A 12,413-nucleotide genomic window follows, 5' to 3' on the forward strand; every position below is an offset into this window, starting at 1 on the left:
CGTGGCGGACGAGGACGGGATGATCTCCGGCGAGGCGCTGGCAAAGGTCCGCATTCAGGCTTTGGCCCGGCTGGTCCTCAAGTGGGAGGTTACCGACGATGACGGGCCGGTCGCGTTCAACACCAAGAACCTGGTGCTCTTTCTCCGCACCAAGTGGATCGAGCAGCAGGTGGCTGATTTCGCCGGGGACCGTCGCAACTTCGGGCCGGTGTCCTAATGGATCGGCTTTTCATCGAAACAAAGCTGATGGCCGAGGACAGCGGCGCAATTTCTGGCATTGCCTGGAAATACGATCAGCCTGACCGCATTGGGGACATGATCGCGCCGGGCGCCTTCGCCAAGGCGGCTTTCCCCATCCCCATGCTTGCCTTCCACGACATGTCCGACCCGATTGGGGTTTGGGAGTCCGCCGAAGACAAAGGCGGGGCCTGGCACGTTAAGGGCACCCTGTTTGTGGACGAAGTTGCCCGCGCCCGCGAAGTCCGCGCTCTGGTGCGCGGCGGTGCCATCAAGGGCCTATCCATCGGCTTCGTCGCGCAGAAGGCTCAGCACCGCACCGGCGGCGGCCGTCTAATCAAAACACTCGAATTGTTCGAGGTCAGCCTTGTGACCGTGGGTATGCACCCAGGCGCGAAGGTGACTTCGGCAAAGTCCGCGGTCGATGCCCTTCGGCTGGTCTCCGCACTCAACCGCGCCACGGCGCAGCTCACGCGAGGAAAAACATCGTGAAGCATATTTCTCAGCGCGCCATCGTCGCGGGCGCAATCGAACTCAAGGGCGACGACGAAGATCCGATTGCGGTGGTCACCAAGTCGCTGGCCGATCTGACCAAGACCGTTGATGATCGGATCAAGGCCGTCGAGGAAAAGGGCGCGCCCGACCTCAAGGCCCTGACAGACCGCCTCGACAAGATCGAAGCGCTGGGCAATCGCCCCGGCAGTGACAAGAAGGCCGATCCTGATGCCGAAGTCGAAAAGAAGGCTTTCGGCACCTATCTGCGCCTGGGCAATCAGACGCCGGTGGAAGACACCAAGGCCCTGACCGTCTCCAGCGACCCGAACGGCGGCTATCTCGCGCCGGCCGAGATGAGCACCGAGTTCATCCGCGACCTGACCGAATTTTCGCCCATCCGCTCCTATGCGTCCGTTCGCACCACCGGCGCGCCTTCGGTGAAATATCCAAAGCGCACCAGCATCACCAATGCGCAGTGGGAAGACGAACTGGAGGAAAGCGAAGGATCCGATGTCACCTTCGGGATGCTGGAGGTGCCAGTCCACAAGCTGACCACCTTCGTGGACATCTCCAACGAGCTGCTGGCGGATAGCGCCGGGCAGGCCGAGGCCGAGGTTCGCTTGGCGCTGGGGGAAGACTTCGGGAAGAAGGAAGCCACCGCCTTTGTCAACGGCGACGGGATCAAGAAGCCCGAAGGCATTATGGCCAACTCCGACATTCTGGAGGTGGTCAACGGCCATGCCGCCAATCTCAGCACCGACAAGCTGATTGACCTAATGTATGCGCTGCCCGCCGCCTACCGCAACGCTCCCGGCGCTGCATGGGCCATGAACGGCACCACCCTGGCAGCGGCGCGCAAGCTCAAGGACGGGCAGGGCAATTACCTGTGGCAGCCGAGCTTTCAGGCCGGACAGCCCGAAACGATCCTGGGCAAGCCTGTGATCGAGATGGTGGAAATGGCCGACATTGCGAACGGCGCTTTCCCGATCATCTTCGGTGACTGGTCCGCCTATCGCATCGTGGACCGGCTGGCCATGTCCATCCTCTCCGATCCCTACACCCAGGCCCGCAAGGGCGTGACCCGCATCCATGCCACCCGCCGCACCGGCGGGCGCGTGTTGCAGGCCGCGCGCTTCCGCAAGCTCAAAATGGCCACCTCGTAAGCCAGAAAGGACATATCGCCATGAAGCGCGATCTCTATTCCAACATCGGAACGGCCCCGGCTATCGTGCCCGCCGTCAAGACTGCTGCCGCCGATGGGCTGACCATCGACACCAAGGGCTTCAACAGCCTGGCTATCGCGGTCACCACCGGCGCCGTGGCAGGTGACGGCGATTTCGGTCTTGCTCTTGAAGACAGCGACGAGGCCGGCAGCGGCTTTGCGGCAGTGGGTGCCGATTTCGTGGACAACAACGCGCCAGCGACCCTGGCCGCCTCCAGCACCTATAAGCTGGGCTATCGCGGCCACAAGCGCTTTGTCCGGCTCCAGCTCACCAAGGCCGGGGGCACCAGCATCGCACTTGGCGCGGTGGCGGTGCTGGGCAATCCGGCAGACGCTCCGGTGGCCTGATGGACCCGTTTGCTTCCTTCGCCAGCACCCCGCTTACGGTCGGTAAGCATCATTTCGCGGTTACGCCAGATGATGGTGCCGATCTCCCGATCCGGCCTCGCGCTCTCTACTGCGCAGTGGACGGCAATGTGGTGCTGACCGACGAGGACGGCGTGGACCTGACCTACCCGGTTGTGGCCGGACAGGTGCTTGAGTTCAGCCCCATCCGCGTCAAGGCGACGGGCACCACCGCAACAGTCATTGGGTGGTGGTGACATGCCCATCCGCGCCCCTCGCATCTGCAATCATTGCGGGAATCTGTTTCAGCCTCCCGCGCAATGCGAATGCTCACGGGCGCTCAAGCGTAATCGTGGCCGTCGAGCCGATGCCCGGCGCGCCAACTCTCACCAGCGCGGATATGACCGGCCATGGCAGCAGGCCAGCGCCCGGTTCCTTCGTCAGCACCCATACTGCGCCAAATGCGGCGCACCCTCTGAACTGGTGGACCACATAGTCCCGCACAAAGGCGACACCGCCCTGTTCTGGGATCGAGACAACAACTGGCAGGCCCTCTGTGCCCATTGCCACAATTCCCACAAGCAGCGGCAAGAGCGCCGCCAAAGGAGTGAATAGCCATGGGCAGAATGTTCTCCACGGCAGGAACTAAGTATTTCATCGGCGGCCCGATCATGGTGGAAGGCATCGACCTGAATGTCTCCGATTTCGCCACTCAGTCTTGGACGGAGATTGGTGGCACGACGAACATCGGCAGCATTGGCGATACCGCCGAACTGATCTCGCAGAACTATATCAACGTCGCGCGCACCATGAAAATGAAGGGTGTGCGCAACGCTGCTGACGTTTCGCTGGTGTGCGGCTTTGACCCTGCCGACGAAGGTCAGAGGGCCATCAGGGCAGCAGAGAAGACGGACTATAACTACGCCTTCAAAATCGAAATGAACGACAAGCCGCTGCCCAAGACGGCCACCGTCACAATCTCCACCGCCACGCCCGGCGTCATCACATGGACAGGCCACGACCTCGACGTGGACACGCCTATTGTCTTCACCACCACCGGCGCGCTGCCCACCGGCCTAAGTGTCGGCGTCCAGTATTTCGTCAAGACAGTGGCCACCGCCAACACCTTCACCGTGTCTGCTACCCCAGGCGGTGCAGCCATCGACACCACGGCAGCAGGCAGTGGCACCCACACGGCCACTGCCACGCCCAAGGGGTCGGAACGCTACTTTGCGGCACTCGTGATGGGTGCAGTTCAGCAGTTCGATGAAGCCAACTCGGTACTCCAGCTCAACGCCCAACTCGCGGTGAACAGCAACCTCGTGGAGGTGGACGCGGAATGATCGACATCGCTGATCTGGGATTGCCCAAGGCTCCACCCGACCACGAGCTGGCTGACGACATCAAGCGCCTGACGGCTGAGTTGAATGGGGCGATAGGGAAGGCCGCCATGTACGGCCTGCTCGTCACCGTTGGCACGACAGAGTTCAATCGCATCGGTTGTGGTGGTGGCGTCCAGATCAGGACCGATGTCGCCCGCCCCCTGTGACCAGGGCCGGGGGTGGTCGAGAACTTTCGGCTCACGCCGCCGACCGCCGCCCCCCCCATAAAACGAGTGGTTTCCGAATTGGGACTTTTTGATTTAGCGAAGGATCGGACTTCATGGCCCTTTCGGTCGAGAACCTAAAGCAGCACTTGAACTGGACTTCCGACATGGGCAGCGCCGACGACGCGCTGCTCACTCGTTTGCTGGCGTCGGCTAAAAACCATGTCGAGCGGCTGCTGGGCTACAAGCTGGAGGATGCCACCGAGCGCCCCGGCTTCGAGGACGGCACGCCCCCGGCGCTGGAGGAAGCAATCTACCAGCTTGCGGCGTGGTGGTTCGGACAGCGGGAGGCGGCGCTGGTCGGTGTTTCGGTGGCGCGCGTCCCCTACGATGTCGATGCCATCGTGCAGGAATATCGGGACTGGACGTTCTGATGGCTGGCGATGACGACATGGCCCGCATCCGTCGCCGCCTCATGGCCATCCCCGACGCTATCAGGGCGGCAATGCAGCCCGCGCTCGATAAGTCCGCCGACGAGATGGTGGGCATGATGAAGGGCCTCGCCCCGCGCGACGAGGGCGATTTGCAGGCCAGCATCCAGAAAGAGGCCGGGCCGCACGACCTATCCCGGCGTATCGTGGCCGGTGGCGAGCGCACCACGCGCCCGGTGCGAGACGGCGCAGACGCCGAATACGACTACGCGCTGGCGCAAGAATTGGGCACCAAGGAAATGCCCGCCAATCCGTTTTTCCGTCCGGTGGTTCGGTCCTCCCGCAAGAAGGTCCGCAACCGACTTAAGCGCGCCGCCGCCAAGGCCGTGCGCGACAATTGGGGGAGCCAATGAGACCCGCATCCTACTCTGCCTTCATGAAGCGCAAGCGGAAAGTGGCACTAATGGCCCTGTGCATAATGTTGCTTGGCGCGGGCGCAGCGCTGGGCATTGTCGCTTTCATGGCCTGGCTCACCTTCACCGGGCTTGTCTCTACCATCTCAGCGATGACGGGGGCGGCGCTATGAGTGCCGATCTTGCAGTCCAAACAGCCGTCCGAACACGTCTCATTGGTAGCGCATCAGTTACCAATCTTGTGCCTGCGAACCATATCCTCGACCGCCATTCCCGCCCGGCACCGGACCCGTCCATCATTATCGGGGAGGGGCAGGCAATCGAAGGCGACCGGATCGACAGGTCCGATCAAACCGTCTTCCTCGACCTGCATATCTGGAAAAAGGAGCCGAGCCTTGAAGGCGTGAAGGCCATTGCCGGGGCGGTGCGCGCGGCGATCAACAATCACGGTATGGGCACCCACACTGTGTTCCACATAGGGGATTGCCGCGTCACCTCCATGCGCTACCTGCGCGACCCCGATGGCGAAACCAGCCATGCCGTGGTGACGGTTGAGGCGATGGTGGTGGAGGTGTCGCCATGAGGGCCGGCAGCCTCGACCGCACCATTGAAATTCAGACGTTCAGCACGACAGGCACCACACCTGCCGGGACGCCCATCGAGGCGTGGAGCAAGTTCGCCACGCTTCGCGCTGCCATCGTGCAGTCCACCGCCGCCGAATATCTGCGCGGCTATGGCGAGGGCGCGTCCACCGTCATGATCTTTCGGACATGGTGGAAGTCCGGCGTGACCGCTGACCACCGCGTCCGGTTCGACGGGCGCAACTTCAACATCCGCGAAATCAAAGAGCTTGGCCGGCAGCAGGGCATGGAGCTGCGCTGCGAGGAAGTTCGGACATGAAGGGCGCGAAGCCGACCATGCGCCAGGACGTGGAGGCGGTGGACATTCTCCCGGCGCCCGAGTGGTTTTCGGAAGAAGCCGCCGAAGAATGGGCGCGGGTGATGCCGGTGCTGGTGCCCCGCAAAATCCTGACCACCGCCGATCTTGGTTCGCTGGAAAACTACTGCATTGCCCAAGGGACGGTGCGGGAGATGGAGCGGCACATCAAAGACCATGGCCATGTCTTCGAGGCGTTCAAGGAGCGCGACGGCGAACTCATCAGCACCGGGCTCAAGCGCAACCCTGCGGTGGGCATCCGTGCCGAGGCGATGACACAGGCGCGCCAACTCGCGGCAGAGCTTGGCCTGACGCCTGTTTCCCGTTCCCGGCCGTCAATCCGAGAAAGCGACGATGGCGAAGAAGACGACAATCCCCTCAACGTATCCTAGCTGGATTTACGACGACAGCGAGATCCCCGATCCGTTCGGCTATGGCGAGCGGGCGGTGAAGTTCCTGCGCCTTCTCAAGCATCCCAAGTCGGTATTGCCCAAGAAGGCGTTCCAGCTCGATCCGTGGCAGGAGCGGGTTGTTCGCAAGATATACGGCCCGCGCCACGAGGACGGCAGGCGCATCGTTTCGACGGTGGTTCTGCTGCTCCCGCGCGGCAACCGCAAGACCAGCCTTTCGGCGGCACTGGCGCTGCTCCACACCATCGGGCCGGAGCGCGTGCCCATGGGCAATGCCATCTTCGCCGCGTTGGACCGGAAACAGGCAGGCATTGCCTTCCGCGAGGCGCGAGGCATCGTAAAGGAAGACAAAAGGGTCGATGCGGCCTGCGCTATCCATGACGCATTCAATGCCCCCAAGCGCATTTTCTACAAGAAGGATAGCGTGGAGCTGGAGGTGGTGTCCGGCGATGCCGGGCCGCAACACGGCGCCACCCCGTATTTCGTCCTGGCCGACGAAATCCACCTCTGGCCAAACCGCCTCTTGTGGGAGGCGCTGACCACCGGCTTGGACAAGGTGGATAACTCGCTGCTGGTGGTGGCCTCGACGGCGGGCAGGGGGCAGGACACCTTGGCCTGGGACGTGGTGGACAGCGCCCGAAAGGTGGCGCGGGGTGAGGTGGACGATCCCTCGATGCTGCCCATTCTTTTCGAGGCGGATCGCAACTGCGATTGGCGAGATGAAACCCTTTGGCACAAGGTCAATCCCGGTCTGCGCCATGGCTATCCTTCCCTCGACGGATTCCGCAAACACGCCCGCCGCGCGGAGCGCAGCATTGGTGAGCGGAACAGCCTTCTCCAGCTCAAGCTCAATGCCTGGCTCGACCAGGCCATGGACCCGTTCGTGGACATGGGAGTTTACGACGCCGGCAAGATGGAGCCGGACCTTGAGGCGCTGGAGGAAGTGCCGTGCTGGCTAGGGGTGGACCTGTCCAGCGTCATCGACCTTTCGGTGGTGGTGGCCTGCTGGCGGACAGCCGAGGGCTATGTGGTTAAGCCGTGGTTCTTCTGCCCTCGCGATAACCTTCAGGAGCGCGAAGACGAAGCCGGTGTCTCCTATGTCGAGTGGGAGGCAGAAGGCGAGATCGAGGCCACGGACGGCAACGTCATCAGCTACGCCACGATAGCTGAGCGGATCGAAGAAATCTGCGCCCGGTTCAACGTCAAGGAAATCGCCATGGACCCGCGCATGGCGGAGCCGGTGAGACAGCCCTTGCTTGATAAGGGTTTGCCGGTGGTGGACTTCGGCCAAAGCACCAAGCTGCTGATGCCAGCATATCACGAGATGGAGCGCGCCATTCTTGGCAACGAGTTCCACCACGGCGCGCACCCGGTCCTGCGGCATTGCTTCGCCAATGTCCGGGTCCGGCGCAATGACCTCGACCAAGTGACGCGCTTCACCAAGCCCAAGAACACGAAATGGCTCAGCATCGACGGGGCGGTGGCGGCCGCCATGGCGGTGGCGCGCTGCTCGCGCGGCGAAGGCGGGTCCATCACGGATTCGGACTGGTTCACAGACGACATGTACACGGCATAGGAGGCCAGCAATGGCGAAGAAAAGCGACGAGGAACGGTTGGCCATTCTGGTCGAGGCCAGGGTGACCGAGCTCGAAAAGCAGATGAAGCGAGCCAGCGACGCCACGGACACTGGCTACAAACGCATGAAGGCCGGCTCAAAGAACGCGACCGACCAGATGGAAGCGGATATGAACCGAGCCACGTCCCGCATGGCGCTGGCCATGCAGACGACGAGCCAGAAGATCGGCGGCATGGGCAAGGCAATGATTGGCGGCTTCGTCGCTGGTATTGCTGCTGGTGGCATTGCTGGGATTGTGAGCCGGATAGGTCAGGTGGCCAGCGCCGTGGCAAGTGTGGGGGATGAAGCGCGGCGCGCAGGCGTCGGCGTGGAGGCGTTCCAAGAACTTGGCTATGTCGCGCGGCAGAACCGCATCGACGTTGGCGCCCTCACGGACGGCATGAAGGAGCTGAATCTGCGGGCGGACGAGTGGATTTTCACCGGCGGCGGGGCGGCGGCAGAAGCGTTTGAGCGGCTTGGCTATACCGCCGACGAGCTGAAGCAAAAGCTCAAAGACCCTTCTGCGCTATTCACCGAAATCATCGGCAAGTTGGGGCAGCTCGACAAGGCAGCGCAAATCCGTGTCGCTGATGAAATCTTTGGTGGCACCGGCGGCGAGAAGTTTGTCCAGCTTATTGAGCAGGGCGAACAGGGCATCCGCGACACCATCCAAGAGGCGCGAAACCTTGGCCTCGTGATGGATAGCGACATGATCGAAAAGGCCGCTGAACTGGACCGCAAATTTCAGACAGTTTCCGAGACGGTGGGGACTGCCCTCAAGGGGGCGATTGTGGAAGCTGCCGCCGCCATGGCCAACTTCTGGAATGGCTTCAACGAATTTTTGTCCGCGCCGGATCGGATCATCGCGGGGCAGGGGCAACCGTTCTGGGACCAGCTTACGCCGGATCAGCGAAACCAGCTTCGCCTCGATACACAGCTATCAGGCATCCGCAAGCCCGCCGATGTCTATGCCGCCTTCGGGCTTAACCCTGACGGCACGTTCAATGTCCAGACGCCTACCGCGCCCGCGCCCCCTGATAAGCCGACCAAGCCCGGCGGGGGATCACGGTCAAGCGCCATCAGCGAGACAGAGAAGCAGGAGCAGGCGGTTAAGAACCTGATCGCCGGCCTTGAGTTCGAGAAATCCCTGATCGGCCTATCGGCGGTGGAACAGGCCAAGCTCAACGCGCTGCGCCAGGCTGGCGCGGCCGCAACTGACGAGCAGAAAGCAAAAATTGGCGAACTGGTCGAAGCCACCTATGCCGAGCAGATGCGCGTCGAGCAGTTGCAAGCCACCTTCGACATGCTGGGGCAGGCGGGCATGACGGCGGTGCAGGGCATCATCGGTGCGCTTGATGACGGCAAGATCACTGCCGAGGAATTTGGTTCGATCCTGTCCAACGTTCTCGGCATGGCGGCCAACTTCTTCCTCAATCAAGCCTTCGGTGGCCTCGGCAACATATTCGGTGGCGGGGGGATCAGGCTGGCAGCAGGCGGGCAGGTGCGCGGGCCGGGAACGGAGACCAGCGATAGCATCCCCGCCATGCTTTCGGACGGCGAATATGTCGTTAACGCACGCGCGACAAAGAAGAACCGGGGGCTGCTGGAATGGATCAACGATGGTGGTGAGTTCATAAACAGGGCGCTGGGCGGCCCCGCACTGCTGCCCGGCGGCGGCAATGCTTCGGAGGGTGCAGGCAAATGAGCGGCATGGTCGGCATCATTTTTAAAGACGGCATTCAAATGTATACCGATGGCACTACCTATGACGAGGATGGGGTGTGCCGACTGTTCAACCAGAAGACAGACATCATGCTACCGCAAGAGACGATTATGGCCTCGCGTGGATCGGGGCGCACGGGGCTTATCCTCCGAATGATGATGACTGTGCGAACTGATTTTGACGACATTTCCGATCATCTCAAAGAAGACTTGGAAAACGCAATCTACGAGGGATGGCGCGCTGGTGATGCGTGCAACCTCGCGGTGTTGATCGGCGGCTGGTCAGAGCGCGAAAAGAAATTTCGCATGGGCAATATGTATGCGCAGGGTGAAGACCCATGGAACTCTGTTCCTGGCTCATATGAGATGAACTGGAACAATCACTACTACGCTGCCCCTTGGCCCGATCACGCTGAACTTCAGGCAGCGGGCATTATTGATGAAGGCCAGACCGAGACCACGATAAACCTCGGAGACGACGCGCAAGTGGTCCTTTTGATGGAGGCGATGCGCCGGACCCGATACCAGTTGGGGCCGGAGACAAAGGGGACTGGTTGCCTCATTGGTGGGTTCATCCAGCGCACCACTCTCCAGCGAGGCTCTGCCTGTACCTTCATCATCCACCGATGGCCGGACAAGATAGGCGAGCACATTGGCGTTGGCGTTGTGGACTACCGGGCGGAGGATAGCCATGAAGCTGCGCCGGCATGATGAGCTTCTGCGGCTGGCGCTGATCAATGCTCTCGCAGGAAAGGCGCACAAGATACCGGAGGGTGGGCAACTTGCATGGGGCTGGTTTAACGCCTTGTGTCGGACTCGCACCAATAGCGGCTACAGTCCCAATCCCCTCAGCTACGCCGAGATTGAAGCCTTCGCCCGTCTCTACAGATGGCCGATGGAGCCAAGGCATATAGATATGATCCTGGCCTTGGATCGTGCGTGGCTGGACGACGCCGCAAAACGCTTCAAGGCCGCGCAGAATGGAAGTGGTGGGGCCGATGCACCCCCGATTACCAAAGGGGCGCTATCGGCCATCTTCGGGGGCTAAGCGCCCTTCTTTACGTGGACCAGCAGGTCTTCAATGGCGTCGGCGGTGTCCGCTGCGGAATGGGCAATCTTGTCCAGCCGCCCCAAGATGCCGCCGATAGCCAAGAACAAAAGGCCACCGCCCATAATGCTTATTCCGGGAGCTATGGCCATCAGCCGGCCGGCCATTGCCATGCTGGTGCCGCTATATGGTTGCCCGAAGATCAGGACGCACCAAGCGGCGCCGATCAGGATAATCACGATGCCGAGGCCGTAAAAGAAACTAGTCATCAACTCCCCCTTGTTTGCGACACCTTTCACAAGCGGGGGGCAAAACGCAAGCGTCCGCCCCGGTGAGGGGTGGTGCTTGGAGAATTACGAAAATCAGGGTAGGATGCAGGCGGAGCTTCAGAACTCCCGCGATTGGCCTTGCCGGGCCTTTTGCATCCAGAGCGGTGGTAGGGCGATCCTTGCCGGGATCAACACATCACCGAAACGACCGCGCCCGCTTTGCCGTGGAGCGCGACCGGCTCGCTTTATGCCGGGAGTGCCACGGTTATGCAATAGCCCTTCGGGGTAAAGGCCGTGGCGCATGTTCTCTGGACGTGTTCTGAAACTCCCGGTGCCAGCGCCGACCACTGGCAAATGAACGCTTAGCCTTCAGAAGCGAAGCGTTCCCGGCCTTCAGAAGCCGGTATCCAGAGAGTGGAAAATGAACCACATTTCGATTGAGGCGAGCCGCGCGCTCGCATCCCATCTTGGCATCCCCCAAGAGGACGATCCTCTTGCGTGGAAGAAGTCCATTTCCCAGCAGCTCGAGGAAATGCTGGACCGCCAGATGGAGCTTATCGCCATCCTCGACCTGATGGACGGCGACCCCGATAATGAAGAGAACGGCGACGAGGCTGACCAATCTTATCCAGAGGGGTGGCGAGCAACTTCGCAGCCGTTTGAGGATGCCGAGGACGACGACCCATCTGAAGAGAGCGACCCCGATCACGGCATTGATGATGTACCTCATGACGACGAGCACATGGAGGCCGAGCCTGACCTGGGCTGGCCGGAAGACATCAAGGCGAAGCCAGATCCCGAACAAGGCTGGATCACCGACCGCGAGGAAGACATTCTCGACCAGCCGCACGATGGCGATGCGGATTTCGAGCCTGATGTCCGGTTCCATGGCGAAGCTGGCAAACGAGCGGCGGCGAAGCTGGAGCAGCGCCGGGCAGCGCGCAAGGCGGACCAGAGCAAGGGGCTTTTCCATGGCCTCGATCCTCGCCACCTTCCCGAACGCTATGTCATGCAGGCGGTGGGCAACTGCCTAGAGCCTAAAATCATGGATGGTAGCAGGCTGGAGTTCTCCAGTACCGAGCGACCCATGCCCGGTGACTTTGTTGCGATCTATCGGGACGCCGCGTTCGTAAAGCCGGGTGATTGGCAGGTGGTTGTCAAAGAGCTGGTGATGGATTGCCGCAAAGGCGATCTCAGCATCATCAACTTCGGCAAAGGCGTTTTGGCCAAGATGCTCAATCCGCCCCGCCACCTCGCTTTCCACGCACACGAGGTGATTGCGGTCCATAAGGTGGTTCGCGTCGTCGGCGCCGACGAGCATCACGACAAGATGACGGCGGCGGATGCGCTGGCACTCGCGGCAAAGGCCAAGGTGCCCGTCATCGCCAAGGTGTCGTGACGATGAAGGTATCGGAAGGCGACCGCACCCTAACCAAGCGCGACCTGCTGGCCAAGCTCCAGAAGGTTGAGAAGGCCAACGGGACGCTGGCCCACCGCGCCGATGTCGCGGAACAGCGTGAGCGGGCACAAGCCCTTCGCATCAGGACGATGGTCGATGCCATGGCGGCGGCGGAAGTGACGCTCTCGACCATGAAAAGTCTTGCAGAGAAGACCGAGCTGCCAGCCGAGGACCGGCTGACGGCAATCGCTGATGTCTGTGGTTACGCGCTCGATGAGCTGGAGCAGGCAAACCCGGTTGATATGCGTCTCTGACGCCACCTGCG

General features: G+C 61.6%; 20 protein-coding genes and 1 pseudogene. 20 read left to right on the forward strand and 1 reads right to left on the reverse strand.

Going from position 1 to position 12,413, the window contains the following annotated elements; all coding sequences use genetic code 11:
• The 18 genes and pseudogenes from J0I64_RS18170 to J0I64_RS18255 form a co-directional block, all read left to right on the forward strand.
• Positions 1-217: pseudogene (locus J0I64_RS18170) on the forward strand (hypothetical protein); the annotation flags it as partial.
• Positions 217-729, forward strand: coding sequence for an HK97 family phage prohead protease (locus tag J0I64_RS18175; RefSeq protein WP_291410832.1), 513 nt, complete (start codon positions 217-219; stop codon positions 727-729). The pseudogene J0I64_RS18170 and the gene J0I64_RS18175, both read left to right, overlap by 1 nt.
• Complete coding sequence (locus tag J0I64_RS18180; RefSeq protein ID WP_291410834.1) at positions 726-1,895, forward strand: phage major capsid protein; 1,170 nt, start codon at positions 726-728, stop codon at positions 1,893-1,895. Before J0I64_RS18175 ends, J0I64_RS18180 begins: the two co-directional genes overlap by 4 nt.
• A 20-nt stretch (positions 1,896-1,915) precedes the next feature.
• Entirely contained in the window at positions 1,916-2,302 is a 387-nt protein-coding gene (locus J0I64_RS18185) for a hypothetical protein (protein ID WP_291410836.1), read from the forward strand.
• On the forward strand, positions 2,302-2,556 hold the full coding sequence (locus J0I64_RS18190) for a hypothetical protein (protein ID WP_291410838.1): 255 nt from the start codon (positions 2,302-2,304) through the stop codon (positions 2,554-2,556). Before J0I64_RS18185 ends, J0I64_RS18190 begins: the two co-directional genes overlap by 1 nt.
• 1 nt (position 2,557) lies before the next feature.
• The gene (locus J0I64_RS18195) at positions 2,558-2,914 is read left to right on the forward strand and encodes an HNH endonuclease (protein ID WP_291410840.1); all 357 of its coding nucleotides are present in this window, start codon (positions 2,558-2,560) and stop codon (positions 2,912-2,914) included.
• A 2-nt stretch (positions 2,915-2,916) separates the two neighbouring features.
• On the forward strand, positions 2,917-3,642 hold the full coding sequence (locus J0I64_RS18200; protein WP_291410842.1) for a hypothetical protein: 726 nt from the start codon (positions 2,917-2,919) through the stop codon (positions 3,640-3,642).
• The gene (locus tag J0I64_RS18205) at positions 3,639-3,848 is read left to right on the forward strand and encodes a hypothetical protein (protein WP_291410844.1); all 210 of its coding nucleotides are present in this window, start codon (positions 3,639-3,641) and stop codon (positions 3,846-3,848) included. The genes J0I64_RS18200 and J0I64_RS18205 overlap by 4 nt, the downstream gene beginning before the upstream one ends.
• A gap of 113 nt (positions 3,849-3,961) precedes the next feature.
• Complete coding sequence (locus tag J0I64_RS18210) at positions 3,962-4,279, forward strand: head-tail connector protein (RefSeq protein WP_291410846.1); 318 nt, start codon at positions 3,962-3,964, stop codon at positions 4,277-4,279.
• Positions 4,279-4,689 (forward strand): HK97-gp10 family putative phage morphogenesis protein, encoded by a 411-nt coding sequence (locus J0I64_RS18215; RefSeq protein WP_291410848.1) that lies wholly within the window; start codon positions 4,279-4,281, stop codon positions 4,687-4,689. The genes J0I64_RS18210 and J0I64_RS18215 overlap by 1 nt, the downstream gene beginning before the upstream one ends.
• Positions 4,686-4,862 carry a hypothetical protein gene (locus tag J0I64_RS18220; protein WP_291410850.1) on the forward strand — a complete coding sequence of 59 codons (177 nt, stop codon included), beginning with the start codon at positions 4,686-4,688 and terminating at the stop codon, positions 4,860-4,862. The genes J0I64_RS18215 and J0I64_RS18220 overlap by 4 nt, the downstream gene beginning before the upstream one ends.
• Complete coding sequence (locus tag J0I64_RS18225) at positions 4,859-5,272, forward strand: DUF3168 domain-containing protein (RefSeq protein ID WP_291410852.1); 414 nt, start codon at positions 4,859-4,861, stop codon at positions 5,270-5,272. The genes J0I64_RS18220 and J0I64_RS18225 overlap by 4 nt, the downstream gene beginning before the upstream one ends.
• The gene (locus J0I64_RS18230) at positions 5,269-5,589 is read left to right on the forward strand and encodes a phage head closure protein (protein ID WP_291410854.1); all 321 of its coding nucleotides are present in this window, start codon (positions 5,269-5,271) and stop codon (positions 5,587-5,589) included. The genes J0I64_RS18225 and J0I64_RS18230 overlap by 4 nt, the downstream gene beginning before the upstream one ends.
• Entirely contained in the window at positions 5,586-6,017 is a 432-nt protein-coding gene (locus tag J0I64_RS18235; protein ID WP_291410856.1) for a phage terminase small subunit P27 family, read from the forward strand. Before J0I64_RS18230 ends, J0I64_RS18235 begins: the two co-directional genes overlap by 4 nt.
• Positions 5,980-7,611: a terminase TerL endonuclease subunit gene (locus J0I64_RS18240; RefSeq protein ID WP_291410858.1), complete on the forward strand. Its 1,632-nt coding sequence runs from the start codon at positions 5,980-5,982 to the stop codon at positions 7,609-7,611. Before J0I64_RS18235 ends, J0I64_RS18240 begins: the two co-directional genes overlap by 38 nt.
• A 190-nt stretch (positions 7,612-7,801) precedes the next feature.
• Positions 7,802-9,355 (forward strand): tail tape measure protein, encoded by a 1,554-nt coding sequence (locus tag J0I64_RS18245; protein ID WP_291410860.1) that lies wholly within the window; start codon positions 7,802-7,804, stop codon positions 9,353-9,355.
• Positions 9,352-10,083 (forward strand): hypothetical protein, encoded by a 732-nt coding sequence (locus J0I64_RS18250; protein WP_291410862.1) that lies wholly within the window; start codon positions 9,352-9,354, stop codon positions 10,081-10,083. Before J0I64_RS18245 ends, J0I64_RS18250 begins: the two co-directional genes overlap by 4 nt.
• Positions 10,064-10,420, forward strand: coding sequence for a hypothetical protein (locus J0I64_RS18255; protein ID WP_291410864.1), 357 nt, complete (start codon positions 10,064-10,066; stop codon positions 10,418-10,420). The genes J0I64_RS18250 and J0I64_RS18255 overlap by 20 nt, the downstream gene beginning before the upstream one ends.
• Here the strand turns inward: J0I64_RS18255 and J0I64_RS18260 are convergent.
• Complete coding sequence (locus J0I64_RS18260) at positions 10,417-10,689, reverse strand: hypothetical protein (protein ID WP_291410866.1); 273 nt, start codon at positions 10,687-10,689, stop codon at positions 10,417-10,419. The two genes, J0I64_RS18255 and J0I64_RS18260, sit on opposite strands and share 4 nt — an antisense overlap.
• Before the next feature lie 421 nt (positions 10,690-11,110).
• On the opposite strand from J0I64_RS18260, the gene J0I64_RS18265 reads away from it, so the two are divergent.
• Both J0I64_RS18265 and J0I64_RS18270 read left to right on the forward strand, forming a co-directional pair.
• Entirely contained in the window at positions 11,111-12,088 is a 978-nt protein-coding gene (locus J0I64_RS18265; protein ID WP_291410868.1) for a hypothetical protein, read from the forward strand.
• Positions 12,089-12,090: 2 nt separating this feature from the next.
• Positions 12,091-12,402: a hypothetical protein gene (locus tag J0I64_RS18270; protein WP_291410870.1), complete on the forward strand. Its 312-nt coding sequence runs from the start codon at positions 12,091-12,093 to the stop codon at positions 12,400-12,402.
• The last annotated feature ends 11 nt before the right edge of the window (positions 12,403-12,413 follow it).

The organism is Devosia sp. (assembly GCF_017307565.1).
In the GTDB taxonomy this organism is placed as follows: domain Bacteria; phylum Pseudomonadota; class Alphaproteobacteria; order Rhizobiales; family Devosiaceae; genus Devosia.